Here is a 14,732-nt window from a genome sequence, read left to right on the forward strand (position 1 = left end):
CATCAATTGTTCTATGTGTCGAGTTGGAGGCAAGAAAATGAAATCGTGGTTTAGCTTGGTACTGCACACATTAAAGGTCTTTATATTATTCACTGGATGCACAATCTTATTTTATTATGGTATCATGTGGATTAATGAAGAGTATGAAAGCTATCATCGATATGACGCACCAGAGGGAGCGGCTATAAAGGTATCAGGAACTTTTGATGAAGAAAAGGGAAGTATGTTTGAAAGGCTGATACTGTTTTATCTGAATGGGGAGTAATAAAAATGGAAGACAGGCTCGACGACTTTATCCACTTTTTAGTAGTTGAAAAGGGACTTTCAAAGAACACGATCGTATCTTATAAACGCGACTTGAACAGTTATATCACATATCTTAAAAATGTTGAACAGCTTGGGGACTTAAATGGTGTGCAGCGACCGCAGATTGTCCATTTTTTAGGGCATTTGAAAGACTCAGGTAAATCTTCAAAAACACTGGCAAGACATATCGCCTCGATAAGGGCTTTCCACCACTTCCTGCTGCGGGAAAAGGCGGTTGACCATGACCCGACTGTCCATATCGAGAGCCCTCAGCATGAACGATCCTTGCCTAAAGTTTTGAGTATGGAAGAGGTAGAGACACTTCTCGACAGCCCAAAGCTGACGGACCATTTTGGCTATCGTGATAAGGCAATGCTGGAAATGATGTATGCCACCGGAATCCGTGTGAGCGAGCTGATCGGACTGACATTGTCTGATATCCACCTGACAATGGGATTTGTCCGCTGCATGGGGAAAGGGAGCAAGGAAAGAATCATACCGATTGGCAAAACGGCTTCTGATGCGATTGAACAATACCTTGAAAAGGGCCGCCCAAAGCTTGTATCGAAAAAACATAAGGATGACTCTTTATTCTTGAATCATCATGGGAAAGGCCTGTCACGACAAGGGTTCTGGAAAATCCTCAAACGGCTTGCGACAGAAGCGGGGATTGAGAAAGAGTTGACTCCGCACACGATGCGCCATTCATTTGCCACCCACCTGCTTGAAAATGGAGCCGACCTTCGCGCCGTGCAAGAAATGCTGGGCCATGCGGACATCTCGACCACACAAATCTATACCCATGTGACAAAGACGAGGCTAAAGGATGTTTACACAAAATTCCATCCACGCGCCTAGGAGCGGATGGGTTCATGTATTTCTGCAAGGTTGTTAGCAGCAGGAATGTGTACTCGGCAAGGTAATAGTTTCATAGAATTGTCATAAAAGACCGGCTAAAACCCGGCTTTTTTTCTTGTGTTTTTATTTTTATTTAGTACAATGGAGATGTCAGACTTCTGACAAATGAAAACGCAAGCATTCGATTAACTGAAACAAAAAAGGGTAACATAAAATTGTTAAAAGGTTAGTAACGCATTCACACTTTTAAGGAGGAGAAGGAATGTCGAATACATATAAAAGAGTGTTTTTGATCGTCATGGATTCAGTCGGAATCGGAGAAGCTCCAGATGCCGAAAAGTTTGGTGATAAAGGATCCCATACACTTGGCCATATCGGAGAAAGAATGAATGGCTTGAAAATGCCGAACATGGGCCAACTCGGCCTCAGCAACATCGAGGAAATCCAAGGCATCGCACCTGCTGAAAAGCCACTGGCCTACTACACAAAGATGGAAGAAGCTTCTAACGGCAAGGACACAATGACAGGCCACTGGGAGATTATGGGTCTGAATATCCAGACACCATTCCAGGTATTCCCTGATGGATTCCCGGATGAGTTGATTTCTGAGCTCGAAACGCGTACCGGCAGGAAGGTCATCGGAAACAAGCCGGCAAGCGGAACGGAAATCCTTGTAGAGCTTGGCGAAGAGCATTTGAAGACGGGGGCGCTGATTGTTTATACATCTGCTGATTCAGTACTGCAGATTGCTGCTCACGAAGAAATCATTCCTATAGAAGAGCTTTATGATATTTGTAAAATTGCCAGGGAATTGACGCTAGATGAAAAATACATGGTCGGAAGGGTCATCGCAAGACCATTTATCGGTGAACCAGGGGAATTCAAACGTACATCCAACCGGCATGACTATGCGCTGAAGCCATTTGGCAGAACAGTTATGAATGAACTTAAGGATTCAGGTCTGGACGTATTGGCTATCGGTAAAATCTCAGATATTTATGACGGAGAAGGGGTAACTGAATCTCTTCGCACGGTATCCAATATGGATGGAATGGATAAATTGCTGCAAACCCTCGATCAGGATTTTACAGGCTTGAGCTTCCTGAACCTAGTAGATTTTGATGCTTTGTTCGGACACCGCCGAGATCCTGAGGGTTATGGCAATGCACTGGAGGAATACGATGCCCGTCTTCCTGAGGTATTCGAAAAATTGAAAGAAGAGGACCTTCTTATCATTACTGCGGACCACGGAAATGATCCGGTTCATCCTGGAACAGACCATACACGCGAATATGTGCCGCTCCTCGTCTATTCAAAAGGAATGAACGAAGGAAAAGAACTTCCAGTCCGTAAGACATTTGCAGATATCGGAGCAACTGTTGCAGAAAACTTTAACGTGAAAATGCCAGACCACGGAACAAGCTTCCTAAATGAATTGAAATAAGGAGTGGATTACATGGATTACAATCAAATTCAAAATGCAGCATCTTTTATAAATGATAAGCTTAAGCAGCAGCCTAAAATTGGGTTAATTCTCGGTTCGGGCCTTGGTGTTCTTGCTGATGATATCGAAAACCCGGTTAAGATTCCTTACAACGAAATCCCGGGTTTCCCGGTTTCGACTGTAGAAGGCCACGCTGGTCAGCTTGTTTGCGGACAGCTTAGCGGTGTGGAAGTAATCGCCATGCAGGGGCGTTTCCATTTTTACGAAGGCTATAGCATGGATAAGGTTACCTTTCCGGTACGCGTCATGAAAGAACTCGGAATTGAAAAACTGATCGTTACGAACGCAGCTGGCGGCGTCAACGAGAGCTTTGAGCCAGGCGATTTGGTGATCATAACAGACCATATCAACAATATGGGAACTAATCCGTTGATTGGACCAAACGATTCACGTTTCGGCGTGCGTTTCCCTGATATGAGCGAAGCATATTCAAAGAAATTAAGAGCAGTCGCTAAAGAGGTTGCTGACAAGAACAACCTTCATGTGAAAGAGGGAGTTTATTTTGGCAACCCTGGGCCAGTTTACGAAACACCTGCTGAAGTACGCATGATTCGTACAATGGGCGGAGACGCAGTTGGTATGTCGACCGTTCCTGAAGTCATGGTAGCAAGGCATTCTGGTTTGGAAGTACTGGGAATCTCTTGCATTTCTAATATGGCTGCGGGAATTCTTGACCAGCCACTGAGCCATGATGAGGTAATCGAAACAACTGAAAAGGTGAAGTCAAGCTTCCTGTTGCTAGTAAATGAAATCGTAAAAACGTTAGGAAAGAAGTAATTAATAGCTTACCGGCTAAATAATAATAAGTGGTGATAATGATGAGAATGGTTGACGTTATCGAAAAAAAACGAGACGGACATGAATTATCAACTGGAGAAATACAGTTTTTTGTGGATGGGTATACAGATGGCTCAATCCCGGACTACCAGGTAAGTGCGCTGACGATGGCGATTTTCTTCCAGGGCATGACGGAGAAAGAACGCGCAGACCTTACAATGGCAATGGTGAAGTCTGGGGACCAGATTGACCTATCTGCGATTGAAGGCGTGAAAGTTGATAAGCACTCTACAGGCGGTGTAGGTGATACAACTACTCTTGTCCTAGGGCCTTTAGTGGCAGCTTTGGGTGTCCCGGTTGCAAAAATGTCGGGGCGCGGACTTGGCCACACAGGAGGAACCATCGACAAACTGGAGGCTGTTGAAGGATTCCATGTTGAAATCGACAATGAGGAATTCATCGATCTTGTAAATAAAAATAAAATCGCGGTCATCGGCCAGAGCGGAAACCTGACTCCGGCTGATAAAAAGCTTTATTCTTTGCGTGATGTAACGGCAACGGTGGACAGCATTCCTTTGATTGCGAGTTCCATCATGAGCAAAAAGATTGCCGCGGGCGCTGATGCAATCGTCCTGGATGTAAAAACAGGTGCTGGAGCATTCATGAAGACTCTCGACGATTCCCGTGAACTAGCTAAGGCAATGGTCCGCATCGGTAATAATGTAGGCCGCAGGACAATGGCTGTCATTTCCGATATGAGCCAGCCGCTAGGATATGCGATCGGAAACGCTTTAGAGGTTAAGGAAGCGATTGATACATTGAAGGGTGAAGGTCCAGAAGACCTGACTGAACTTTGCTTGACGCTCGGCAGCCATATGGTATTCCTTGCTGGAAAAGCTGAGTCCCTTGGAGAAGCACGCAGCAAGCTGGAAGAAGTGATCAAGAACGGAACTGCACTTGAAACATTCAAAGTATTCCTGGCATCCCAGGGCGGCGATGCATCCGTTGTCGATGATCCAAGCAGGCTTCCTCAGGCAAAATTCACCTTCGAGCTTGAAGCCAGAGAAGCAGGCTATGTATCTGAAATAGTCGCTGATGAAGTAGGAACAGCAGCCATGCTGCTAGGTGCAGGAAGAGCTACGAAGGAATCCGTAATTGACCTGGCAGTCGGCCTTGTGCTTCGCAAGAAAATTGGCGACAAGGTAGAAAAAGGAGAATCACTTCTAACAATTTACAGCAACTTTGAGGATGTAAACGAAGTGAAAGAAATGCTGTATGAAAATATTAAGGTTACAAGTGAACATGTTGATGCACCAATTTTGGTTCATGAAGAAATTACAGAGTAATGTAGGTTAAAGGAAGCGAAGAGGCAACTCTTCGCTTTTTTGTGTGCAAAAATATCGGTTTTATATACCTTGTTTGTATAAAAATGGATTCATTGGAAAAAATAGACCCTATAAAGATAGGAGGGTTATGGCCATGAATCTGAAAAAGTTGACGAGTTTACTGCTTGTTTTTATGATGGGCGCTGCAATTATCTCCCCAAAAGGATATGCGAATGAAGGAGACTCGGGACTGGCCAATGATGCCAGTTCAGCTATATTGATTGAACGTGATACTGGTCAGGTTCTTTTTGATAAAAATAGTCATGAAAAGCTGCCGCCTGCGAGCATGACCAAAATCATGACGATGCTTCTGATCATGGAAGCGCTCGATGAAGGAAGGCTGAAAATGGACGAAAAGGTCCGGGCCAGTGAATATGCCGCTTCAATGGGTGGTTCTCAGATCTTCCTGGAGCCAGGAGAAGAAATGACAGTTGAGCAATTGTTGAAAGGAATCGCGATCGGCTCAGGGAATGATGCGTCCGTGGCGATGGCTGAGCGAATTGGCGGGTCTGAAGAAGCATTCGTCAAAATGATGAATGCAAAAGTGAATGAGCTTGGCCTCAAGAATACAGTATTCAAGAACACCACTGGTTTGCCTGTCGAAGGGCATTACAGCTCGGCTTATGACATGGCCATGATGGCGAAAGAATTGCTGAAGTACGAAAAAATCACCAAGTTCACTGGAACGTACGAAGATTATCTCCGAGAGGACTCTGATAAGAAATTCTGGCTGGTCAACACGAATAAGCTAGTTCGTTTTTATCCAGGAGTGGATGGGCTGAAAACAGGATTCACAAATGAGGCGAAATATTGCCTGACGGCTACAGCTCAAAAGGATGGTATGCGTGCGATTGCAGTCGTGTTTGGAGCGCAAACTTCCAAGGCCAGGAATGCACAGGTAACGAAAATGCTGGATTATGCCTTCAGCCAGTACCAGACGCATCCTATGTTCAAGAAAGGACATGCACTTGGAAAAGCAGCCATCAGCAAAGGAGACCAGAAGACAATAAACGCTGTTACATCTGAAAGTGTATCTCTATTGACCAAAAAAGGAGCAGACGTAAAGGATGTAAAGCAGAAGATCACTTTGAATAAAAGCCTTAAAGCACCTGTGGAAAAAGGTGACAGAGTAGGTACTTTAAAGCTCGTCAAAGACGGAAAAACCCTTGCAGAAACGCCTCTAGTTGCCGATGCAAACGTGGAAAAAGCCAGCTGGTGGATCCTGTATAAACGCTCATTCGGGATGTTTACAAGAGCAGGAAGCCAACAATAATCCGAATTTCCAGCCAGAATTGTCGAAAACTCTGCCATTCCATCTAGTTTTAGCGAATAGGCACTAGTTTTGTTCCTAAGAAGGATTTGTCTCAATCAATGGAGAATTTGACTCACTATACCAGATAAGGAGGCTTTGGATAGTGAGTCTTAACATTGATATTGAAGTGAAGCATGACGTCTTATTGATTCGAGTTAGTGGTGAATTAGATCATCATACTGCAGACCAGCTTCGCGAGCAGGCAACAAAAGCCCTTGAAAACGAAGAAGTCCGCCACATTGTCTTGAACCTTGAACACCTCACCTTTATGGATAGTTCGGGTCTAGGGGTAGTTTTAGGAAGGTATAAACAAATCAAGCAGCTTCATGGAGAGATGGTAGTTTGCGCAATTTCTCCGCCAATCAAGAGGTTATTTGACATGTCGGGTTTATTCAAGATTATCCGTCTTGAACCGTCAGAAGAATATGCATTAGAGAGATTGGGGGTTGCTTGATACATGAAGAATGAAATGAATCTTCATTTTAGCGCTTTAAGCCAAAATGAATCTTTTGCCCGCGTGACGGTCGCAGCATTCATCGCGCAGCTGGACCCAACGATGGATGAACTGACCGAAATTAAGACAGTAGTATCGGAAGCGGTAACCAACGCCATCATTCATGGTTATGAAAGTAATCCAGATGGGAAAGTGTTTATTTCTGTGATGATTCAGGATGGAACTGTGGAAATGCTGATTAAGGATGAAGGAATTGGGATTCCAGATATCGATGAAGCCATGCAGCCTCTTTATACATCCAAGCCTGAACTTGAAAGGTCCGGTATGGGCTTTACGATTATGGAAAATTTCATGGACGAAGTACAAGTGAGATCAGAGCCCGGCTTTGGGACAGAGATTCGTTTGAAAAAGCACCTGTCAAAGAGCAAAGCGCTGTGCAATTAAGGGAGTTCTGCCTATGGATGTGGAGGTAAAAAAGGATAATAGCCAAACGTATCTTAAGGACCATGAAGTCAAAGAACTGATTTTGAGAAGCCAGCAGGGAGACCAGGGGGCCAGGGACTTAATCGTCCAGAAAAATATGCGGCTCGTATGGTCTGTCGTCCAGCGCTTCCTCAACAGGGGATATGAACCCGACGACCTGTTCCAAATTGGCAGCATCGGCCTCTTGAAATCAGTTGATAAATTTGACCTATCGTATGACGTAAAGTTTTCGACGTATGCCGTTCCAATGATCATTGGTGAGATCCAGCGTTTCATCAGGGATGACGGCACCGTGAAAGTGAGCAGGTCACTTAAAGAAACCGGAAATAAGATAAGGAAAGCGAAGGACGAGCTTTCCAAAACATTAGGCAGGGTACCAACTGTCAATGAAATAGCCGAGTTTCTGGAACTCTCACCTGAAGATGTGATCATGGCACAGGAAGCAAGCCGCAGTCCTGCATCCATCCATGAAACGGTGTACGAAAACGACGGTGACCCGATTACCCTGCTAGACCAGATTGACAACGGGGAAGAAGGCCGCTGGTTTGATAAAATTGCATTAAAAGAGGCAATTAACGAGCTCGACGAACGGGAAAGACTGATTGTGTATTTGAGATACTATAAGGATCAGACTCAATCCGAGGTCGCAGTCCGTCTGGGAATTTCCCAAGTCCAGGTTTCACGCCTCGAAAAGAAAATACTGCAGCAAATGAAAGGCCGTATGGATCTTTGAATCCATATGGCTTTTTTTATATTTCCTGCTTAATTTAAGATATTGGCGCCTGGAAAGCCTAGATTTAGGAAAAACAGGTCACCAATAAACCTAACTAGTCATTCCACAATAACCTATTCATCGTCTTTCTTCCTTTATGCACATCCCATCTTAACCAATTATTGGACTTCATGAAATAACTGCAGGAATCCATACTAAATATACGAGGAAAACACTGTGTTGGAAGTGAATCTGATGGAAAAAACGATTTATATCCGTATGAGGAATCGCGTCCAAGTCAAGCCTGAGCAATCACTCTTGTTGAAGGATATTGCGCAGATCATTGCCAGCGAAGATATATATCACGAACTGGCCTCTCTTCAAGTCAAAAAGATTATGCCGAAAGACCATATTCACATTATCGATGTTATGAAGGTCATTCGTTTCATTGCTGAGATATATCCTGATCATGAAATCCAGACTGTGGGCCCGCCTCAAACGATTATCGAGGTGATTTACAAGAAAAAAGGGATGTCGATTCCCTTCTTTATCCTTGTGTGGTTCCTGCTATTTTTCGGTGCTGCGTTGACCATCATGAACTTCCATGAAGATGTCAGCATGCAGTCGGTGCATCAGCGGCTCTATTTCATCATGACAGGAAAGGAAGTCGCGAAGCCGCTGTTATTCCAAATTCCCTATTCAATCGGCATTGGTCTGGGCATGATTCTATTCTTTAACCATGTATTCAAAAAGAGGCTAAATGAAGAGCCGAGCCCGCTTGAAGTAGAAATGTTCAATTATCAGCAGTCTCTAGATCAATATGTCATCCTGCATGAAAACAAGGAAAGCGTGAAACATCTTAATGACGATTAGTGTCTTGTTCATTGTTCTTATCGGGCTGGCAAGCGGGCTTGCTGTAGGGTCTGGTTTTGTTGCTTTCTTATCGGTTCTCGGAGTGATTCCCAGACTTACACAGCTGACGAAGACAATGAAACTGATTTCCTGGTATGAGTGGGCAGTGGTACTCGGAGCTCTGCTTGGAACTGCAGGAAGCCTGAGAGACCCTGTAATGAATTTTTCTCCTTACGTGACACTCCCGCTTGGGTTGGCGGGGGGCATATTTGTCGGTATGCTGGCAGCTGCGTTGACAGAGGTCCTGAATGTACTCCCAATCCTCGCTAAAAGAGTCAGGGTAGATGACAAGCTCGAGACATTGTTGATGGCGATTGTGCTTGGTAAAATATTTGGCTCATTATTCCATTGGATTTATTTCGTAGGACGTTGATTATTGAAAGCAGCTATAGGTAGTTTGACCCGTGAAAGTGCGCTTCCATACCTACAGCGATAATAAATCCGGAAAAATGAATGGCAGAAAGGACGGCAGAGAATGGCCGAAAAAAGGAAGGTAATCTTAATTACAGATGGTGATGATTATGCCCGGCGTGCAGTTGAACATGTGGCTGCGGAAGTAGGCGGGCGGTGCATCTCTCTTTCACATGGCAATCCTTCTGTCCTTTCGGGGCCGCACCTTGTTAAATTAATCAAAAAAGCTGCAAAGGATCCTGTTTTAGTTATGTTCGATGATAGTGGCTACCTTGGAGAAGGAGCAGGAGAGAAAGCTCTTAAATACGTGGCTGAGCATGAAGACATTGAGGTGCTTGGAGCGATTGCGGTCGCTTCGAAAACGCATATGGCGGAATGGAGCCGCGTGGATTTTTGCATAGACCGGGAAGGTGAACTAACTCCCTATGGAGTGGACAAACATGGAATTCCAGAACTGGAACTGGGGAGAATTAACGGAGATACAGTGTACTGTTTGGATACGCTTGATGTCCCGTTAATAATCGGAATAGGGGATATCGGTAAAATGGCCCGCCGTGACCATTATAAAATCGGTTCGCCAATAACGAAGAAAGCAGTGGAAATCATCCTTGAAAGGAGCGGATTCTATGCCAAAGAACAATGACAAGCTGCCCATCCCGCAATCCTTGGACGAAGCTGAAAAGTATATGAAAGAACACGTTGGCCTGGAAGCCAGTTTTGACCTTGGAGTCAGGAAACTGAAAATCCTTAAAAAGAATGTCCATTTTTATTATGTGAATGGTTTGTGCGATACAAGCTTCATCGTACATATTGTTGAAGAACTGGTGGACATTAATGATAACGAGAAACTTTCTTCACATCTGCAAGAGATTGTCGAGAATCGGATTACCCACCAGTCCGTAGACAAAATCAAAACGATGGATGAGCTTGTCGATCAGGTTCTTTCGGGACTCATTGTTATATTGGTTGAGGGTGAACAAATAGGATTAGTAGTTGATGTCAGAAGCTACCCGGGGAGACAGCCGCAGGAGCCTGATACAGAAAAGGTTGTGCGCGGATCCCGTGACGGCTTTGTTGAAAATATCATCGTCAATACAGCGTTGACAAGAAGGCGGATCAGGGATGAAAATCTGCGCTTTGAAATGATGAAGGTAGGCGAAAGGTCGAAATCAGACGTTGCGATTGGCTATATAAAAGATATTGCTAACCCTGATTTGATCAAGGTCATCAAAAAAGAGCTGCAGTCAATTAAAATCGATGGAATCACGATGGCTGATAAAACAATTGAAGAATTTTTGGTAAAACAAGGCTATAACCCATACCCGCTGGTAAGGTATACGGAGCGTGCCGATGTAGCGGCGACCCATCTGCTTGAAGGACATGTCCTTATTTATGTTGATACCTCTCCAAGCGTCATCATTACACCAACGACTTATTTCCACCATCTTCAGCATGCCGAAGAGTACAGACAATCACCAGGTGTCGGGACAATGGTACGCTGGATACGATTCCTTGGGGTGCTCGCATCACTATTACTTTTGCCGTTATGGTATTTATTTGTTCAGAATCCCGACCTTCTGCCTGATAAAATTGCATTTATCGGGCCTAATGAAGATTCCAATATCCCGATTTTCTTGCAAATCATGCTTGCAGATGGAGGGATTGAGTTCCTGAGGATGGCGGCCATCCATACGCCGACACCGCTGTCCACTGCAATGGGTTTAATCGCTGCAGTCCTGATCGGGCAAATCGCCATCGATGTAGGGTTGTTCGTGCCAGAAGTCATTCTTTATGTGGCTGTGGCGGCAATCGGAACTTATGCGACACCAAGTTATGAACTTAGTATAGCGAACAAAATAGGAAGGGTATTCCTGTTGATTTCGACTGCTATATTCCATGTTCCTGGATTTGTAGCAGGAACCACGGCCTGGCTGCTGCTGCTTGCCAGTATCAAATCCTTGAACACTCCTTATCTGTGGCCATTCATTCCTTTTCACCCTGTCGCCTTTATACAGATACTGATCAGGAGGGCTGTGCCAGGTTCGAAAATCAGGCCAAGCATTGTCCATGCCCGGAACCGCTACAAGCAGCCATCAAAATCATGACAATGTTCCAATTGCACGTTCCCTCGAATTATGGTAAAGTGTTTTTAATTTACTAAAGACTTAAAGCGAAAAATAAATAGACAGTTCATCAGATGAACTGTCTATTTATTTATCATTTTTCGGAACGGGTTAAACCCCCTGGTTTCAGGGTTTCACACAGCCGTAGGACAAATTATGGAAAAATTAACTGAACAATGAAAAATTATGTTTGAACAGTGATTTTAAATGGCAAGGGATGAGGGGACAACATGGAATTTCATGGAACTGCAAAGGTTAATCGACTGGGGCACTTGGAAATTGGCGGTGTTGATACAATCCAATTGGCTGAAAAGTATGGAACCCCGCTGTATGTTTATGACGTGGCCTTGATCAGGGAACGGGCAAGAGCGTTTAAAAAAACATTCGAGAATGCGGGTATAACTGCTCAGGTAGCGTATGCGAGTAAAGCTTTCTCAACAGTGGCAATGGTGCAATTGGCCGCTGAGGAAAACCTTTCGCTAGACGTCGTTTCTGGCGGAGAGCTTTATACGGCACTTGCGGCTGGCTTCCCGACAGAAAAAATTCATTTCCATGGCAACAACAAAAGCCGGGATGAGCTGATCATGGCCATAGAACACAATATTGGCTGTATCGTTATCGATAACTTTTATGAACTGGACATGCTAAAGGATATTTGCAAAGAAAAGAATGCGGTAATCAAGGTATTATTACGAGTGACACCTGGCATTGAAGCACATACACATGACTATATTTTAACAGGCCAGGAAGATTCGAAATTTGGATTTGATTTACAGAATGGACAGGCTGATGCGGCTATGAAACTTTGCCTCGATAACAAAAACCTCGAGGTTCTCGGACTGCATTGCCACATTGGTTCACAGATTTTCGAAACGACAGGATTCATCCTCGCTGCACAGAAAATTTTTGAGAAACTTCATCAGTGGAAAAAGGATCTGTCTTTCGACTCTACAGTCCTCAATCTTGGCGGTGGATTTGGAATTCGCTATACAGACGAAGATGACCCAATACCGGCAGCACAATATGTTGAGGAAATCATTGCGGAAGTGAAAAAGCAAGCTTCTCGCTATTCGATGAATATGCCGGAAATCTGGATTGAGCCAGGTCGTTCTCTTGTCGGGGATGCCGGTACTACCCTTTACCGCGTTGGTTCGAGAAAGGATGTACCGAATATTCGTCAGTACGTAGCTGTCGATGGAGGAATGAGCGATAATATTCGCCCAGCCTTGTACCAGGCTAAATATGAAGCAGTGCTTGCAAACAGAGTCATGGACAAACCTGAAGAGACCGTATCGATTGCCGGGAAATGCTGTGAATCTGGCGATATGCTGATTTGGGACCTCCCACTGCCAAAGGCTGGAGACCAAGACCTTCTGGCTGTTTTTTGCACAGGTGCCTATGGGTATTCAATGGCGAATAATTATAATCGCCTTCCAAGACCGGCGGTGGTTTTCCTTGAAGATTCAAAGGATACCCTCGTCGTTCGCCGTGAAACATTTGAAGATATGGTAAAATTAGATCTCCCTTTCAAAGAAAAGGTGAAAAATTAAAGCTGCTCTCCCGCAGCTTTTTTTACAAGATATGAAGTGAAAATCTCACTTCGTTGGCTAAAAACCCGGTCTTGTTGTAAAATTACAGATTGGGAGGGATTCCGTTTGAAAAAGAACAACTGGCTATTATTCGCATTATTGCTTTTGATGTCTGTTGGCTGGGGAGCTTATTACTGGTTTTTTATCGTACCAGGACAATAGGTTCTGACAAAGATTTGAAGTATCGTTATAGTTTAAGTATGATATGATCAATTCAATAAAAAAAAGAACCATAAGTTGAGGAAAAACATATAGTATCAAAATAGTGTTTTTACATGTAATTTCGTCGATTCCATTTAAAGGTAAACTAAGGTTTAAATTAAATGGGATAGGGGAAAAATAGTCTTGTTGTTTTCATTCCATTATTATTGTCAAACCACAATGAGGGATATTTATGTTAATTCGATATAAAAAGGCATTTGAAAAGATAGCAATGGGATTATTATCTTTCATGCCAAATGAAAAGGATCTGAAAAAACTTCAGCAGACGATGAGGAATTATGAAGCGGATGATTCCTGGCAGCTGTTTTTATGGAAGGAAGGTGAAGATATCATCGGACTGTTGGGTGTTAACTTCACTGAAGATAAATTGATGCAGCTTCTTCACATCTCAGTGAATCCATCACACCGCCATCAGGGAATTGGAAGGCGTATGGTCAATTCTCTGCAGGAGATGTTTCCTGAATGGACAGCAGCTGCGAATGCTGAAACAGCATCCTTTTTTGAAAAATGCATCGAGGAAGACAATAGTGTAGAAGGCAGTGGATGTTAATCCAGCTGCCTTTTATTTTTTGTGTTGAAATTATAAATGGATTCTGGTGTGGATATTACATGTGATTGTCTTAATCCAGCTCCAGCGCCTAGCCCCTCGAGACGCTTCGGTCCTGTCAATGAAGTCAAAGAACGACTTCACTGTCAGGCCCTCCAGCGCTTGTCGGAGTCTCCAGTTTCTATGTTTCTGGGCAGTCGGCTATACTTTTCGATTTCGGTCCTGCCAATGAAGTCAAGGAGCGACTTCACTGTCAGGCCCTCCAGCGCTTGTCGGGGCTGAACGAGGCACTTGCGCTTTTTGATCTTTCCTTTCCTCGAGAGCCATCTGCCGGTCTGAAATCACATCAGTTCGGTCACGTGTTGAGTGTCGATGGATTAAATCAGGATTTTGCAGATCGCTGCTTGCTCCCCATGTAAAACCATTTTGCCTGCACTCTTCGTGGCAAAGCTTTTTAAGCTCGGAATCACATACAGGCAGGTTAAAGCTTGTGTATGGAAGTCTGTTTAGCAAGTCTTCCTTTCTTTTACGCAGTGTGCCTGACAAAAGTTCAGGATCGATCCCCAAACGGGTAGTCGCTTCCTTGTCATCTGCAAAGATCTCCATTGCTTTAATTAAAGTCCTTGTTGCACCAGAAAAATTTTTACGGCGATGGTGGTAATTTGATACTGCCAACAGGATCAATGCAACCCAGATGGATTTTTTATTGCCGGCATCTGTCGCTTTCCAATACTCTTCCAGAATTTCGTGACACTCAAAATAATCTCTGTCTCCGTGGAAATGTGCGAGATATTGTATATACGATATTGGATATTTTGTCATGAAATTACCCCCTATCAAGTACTACTAGCTTAGCATATATTCAATTAAATGATAAAAGAAGCGGGTGCAATCAGCCAAATATAAAAATGCCCGGCTGGTGCCGGGCATCTTCGTCTTTGGTATTGGCTTATAACCAGGCAGCACCAACGATGATGAGCAAAATGAAAAGCACGACAATTAAAGCAAAGCCTGCTCCGTATCCATAACCTTTTCCATCAGACATTTAACATAACCTCCTAATAGTGAAATAGCCTAGTATTCATTTTCAGCATATGCAGCAACAGGGGGAAAGGTTTGGGCGGTTCGGCTATTTTT

Annotated in this window: 17 protein-coding genes; 15 read left to right on the top strand and 2 right to left on the bottom strand. The window is 43.9% G+C overall.

Annotation, left to right across the window (positions count from 1 at the left end):
* The first annotated feature begins 37 nt into the window (after positions 1–37).
* The 15 genes from J7E37_RS12605 to J7E37_RS12675 all read left to right on the top strand — a co-directional run bounded on the left by J7E37_RS12605 (position 38) and on the right by J7E37_RS12675 (position 13,598).
* Positions 38–265, top strand: a complete 228-nt coding sequence (locus J7E37_RS12605; RefSeq protein WP_215024238.1) for a YqzK family protein — start codon at positions 38–40, stop codon at positions 263–265.
* 5 nt (positions 266–270) lie between these two features.
* Positions 271–1,164, top strand: coding sequence for a site-specific tyrosine recombinase XerD (xerD, locus tag J7E37_RS12610; RefSeq protein WP_214778542.1), 894 nt, complete (start codon positions 271–273; stop codon positions 1,162–1,164).
* A 262-nt stretch (positions 1,165–1,426) separates the two neighbouring features.
* The gene (gene deoB / locus J7E37_RS12615) at positions 1,427–2,608 is read left to right on the top strand and encodes a phosphopentomutase (protein ID WP_214778544.1); all 1,182 of its coding nucleotides are present in this window, start codon (positions 1,427–1,429) and stop codon (positions 2,606–2,608) included.
* A 12-nt stretch (positions 2,609–2,620) separates the two neighbouring features.
* The gene (locus tag J7E37_RS12620; protein ID WP_215024240.1) at positions 2,621–3,445 is read left to right on the top strand and encodes a purine-nucleoside phosphorylase; all 825 of its coding nucleotides are present in this window, start codon (positions 2,621–2,623) and stop codon (positions 3,443–3,445) included.
* Between the two features lie 41 nt (positions 3,446–3,486).
* Positions 3,487–4,791, top strand: coding sequence for a pyrimidine-nucleoside phosphorylase (locus J7E37_RS12625; protein ID WP_214778546.1), 1,305 nt, complete (start codon positions 3,487–3,489; stop codon positions 4,789–4,791).
* 139 nt (positions 4,792–4,930) lie between these two features.
* Positions 4,931–6,103 (top strand): D-alanyl-D-alanine carboxypeptidase family protein, encoded by a 1,173-nt coding sequence (locus tag J7E37_RS12630; protein ID WP_285290329.1) that lies wholly within the window; start codon positions 4,931–4,933, stop codon positions 6,101–6,103.
* 142 nt (positions 6,104–6,245) lie between these two features.
* Entirely contained in the window at positions 6,246–6,596 is a 351-nt protein-coding gene (spoIIAA, locus tag J7E37_RS12635) for an anti-sigma F factor antagonist (RefSeq protein WP_041965294.1), read from the top strand.
* Between the two features lie 3 nt (positions 6,597–6,599).
* On the top strand, positions 6,600–7,040 hold the full coding sequence (gene spoIIAB, locus J7E37_RS12640) for an anti-sigma F factor (RefSeq protein ID WP_041965295.1): 441 nt from the start codon (positions 6,600–6,602) through the stop codon (positions 7,038–7,040).
* Between the two features lie 13 nt (positions 7,041–7,053).
* Positions 7,054–7,812: an RNA polymerase sporulation sigma factor SigF gene (gene sigF, locus J7E37_RS12645; RefSeq protein ID WP_192470659.1), complete on the top strand. Its 759-nt coding sequence runs from the start codon at positions 7,054–7,056 to the stop codon at positions 7,810–7,812.
* Between the two features lie 234 nt (positions 7,813–8,046).
* Complete coding sequence (locus tag J7E37_RS12650) at positions 8,047–8,664, top strand: stage V sporulation protein AA (RefSeq protein ID WP_214778548.1); 618 nt, start codon at positions 8,047–8,049, stop codon at positions 8,662–8,664.
* Positions 8,654–9,076 (top strand): stage V sporulation protein AB, encoded by a 423-nt coding sequence (locus tag J7E37_RS12655; protein ID WP_214778550.1) that lies wholly within the window; start codon positions 8,654–8,656, stop codon positions 9,074–9,076. Before J7E37_RS12650 ends, J7E37_RS12655 begins: the two co-directional genes overlap by 11 nt.
* A gap of 102 nt (positions 9,077–9,178) precedes the next feature.
* Positions 9,179–9,757 carry a stage V sporulation protein SpoVABEA gene (gene spoVAEA / locus J7E37_RS12660; RefSeq protein ID WP_214778552.1) on the top strand — a complete coding sequence of 193 codons (579 nt, stop codon included), beginning with the start codon at positions 9,179–9,181 and terminating at the stop codon, positions 9,755–9,757.
* Complete coding sequence (locus tag J7E37_RS12665; protein WP_214778554.1) at positions 9,741–11,219, top strand: spore germination protein; 1,479 nt, start codon at positions 9,741–9,743, stop codon at positions 11,217–11,219. Before spoVAEA ends, J7E37_RS12665 begins: the two co-directional genes overlap by 17 nt.
* A gap of 248 nt (positions 11,220–11,467) precedes the next feature.
* A complete protein-coding gene (gene lysA, locus J7E37_RS12670; RefSeq protein ID WP_215024244.1) occupies positions 11,468–12,787 on the top strand; it encodes a diaminopimelate decarboxylase in 1,320 nt (439 codons plus the stop codon).
* 433 nt (positions 12,788–13,220) lie between these two features.
* Complete coding sequence (locus tag J7E37_RS12675; RefSeq protein WP_214778556.1) at positions 13,221–13,598, top strand: GNAT family N-acetyltransferase; 378 nt, start codon at positions 13,221–13,223, stop codon at positions 13,596–13,598.
* A 231-nt stretch (positions 13,599–13,829) separates the two neighbouring features.
* Here the strand turns inward: J7E37_RS12675 and J7E37_RS12680 are convergent, their stop codons facing one another.
* Together J7E37_RS12680 and J7E37_RS12685 are read right to left on the bottom strand one after the other, a co-directional pair.
* Positions 13,830–14,417 (bottom strand): DUF309 domain-containing protein, encoded by a 588-nt coding sequence (locus J7E37_RS12680; RefSeq protein WP_214778557.1) that lies wholly within the window; start codon positions 14,415–14,417, stop codon positions 13,830–13,832.
* Between the two features lie 127 nt (positions 14,418–14,544).
* Positions 14,545–14,640 carry a YjcZ family sporulation protein gene (locus J7E37_RS12685; protein WP_079509612.1) on the bottom strand — a complete coding sequence of 32 codons (96 nt, stop codon included), beginning with the start codon at positions 14,638–14,640 and terminating at the stop codon, positions 14,545–14,547.
* Positions 14,641–14,732: the final 92 nt, after the last annotated feature.

This window comes from Bacillus sp. ISL-39 (genome assembly GCF_018613295.1).
In the GTDB taxonomy this organism is placed as follows: domain Bacteria; phylum Bacillota; class Bacilli; order Bacillales; family Cytobacillaceae; genus Mesobacillus.

Bases quoted from the DNA above. Each gene is read 5' to 3' on its own strand.
- sigF (WP_192470659.1), top strand. From the start codon at position 7,054: ATGGATGTGGAGGTAAAAAAGGATAATAGCCAAACGTATCTTAAGGAC.
- J7E37_RS12650 (WP_214778548.1), top strand. From the start codon at position 8,047: ATGGAAAAAACGATTTATATCCGTATGAGGAATCGCGTCCAAGTCAAG.
- lysA (WP_215024244.1), top strand. From the start codon at position 11,468: ATGGAATTTCATGGAACTGCAAAGGTTAATCGACTGGGGCACTTGGAA.
- J7E37_RS12605 (WP_215024238.1), top strand. From the start codon at position 38: ATGAAATCGTGGTTTAGCTTGGTACTGCACACATTAAAGGTCTTTATA.
- spoIIAB (WP_041965295.1), top strand. From the start codon at position 6,600: ATGAAGAATGAAATGAATCTTCATTTTAGCGCTTTAAGCCAAAATGAA.
- J7E37_RS12685 (WP_079509612.1), bottom strand. From the start codon at position 14,640: ATGTCTGATGGAAAAGGTTATGGATACGGAGCAGGCTTTGCTTTAATT.
- J7E37_RS12625 (WP_214778546.1), top strand. From the start codon at position 3,487: ATGAGAATGGTTGACGTTATCGAAAAAAAACGAGACGGACATGAATTA.
- J7E37_RS12675 (WP_214778556.1), top strand. From the start codon at position 13,221: ATGTTAATTCGATATAAAAAGGCATTTGAAAAGATAGCAATGGGATTA.
- spoVAEA (WP_214778552.1), top strand. From the start codon at position 9,179: ATGGCCGAAAAAAGGAAGGTAATCTTAATTACAGATGGTGATGATTAT.
- J7E37_RS12665 (WP_214778554.1), top strand. From the start codon at position 9,741: ATGCCAAAGAACAATGACAAGCTGCCCATCCCGCAATCCTTGGACGAA.
- J7E37_RS12655 (WP_214778550.1), top strand. From the start codon at position 8,654: ATGACGATTAGTGTCTTGTTCATTGTTCTTATCGGGCTGGCAAGCGGG.
- deoB (WP_214778544.1), top strand. From the start codon at position 1,427: ATGTCGAATACATATAAAAGAGTGTTTTTGATCGTCATGGATTCAGTC.
- J7E37_RS12680 (WP_214778557.1), bottom strand. From the start codon at position 14,417: ATGACAAAATATCCAATATCGTATATACAATATCTCGCACATTTCCAC.
- xerD (WP_214778542.1), top strand. From the start codon at position 271: ATGGAAGACAGGCTCGACGACTTTATCCACTTTTTAGTAGTTGAAAAG.
- J7E37_RS12620 (WP_215024240.1), top strand. From the start codon at position 2,621: ATGGATTACAATCAAATTCAAAATGCAGCATCTTTTATAAATGATAAG.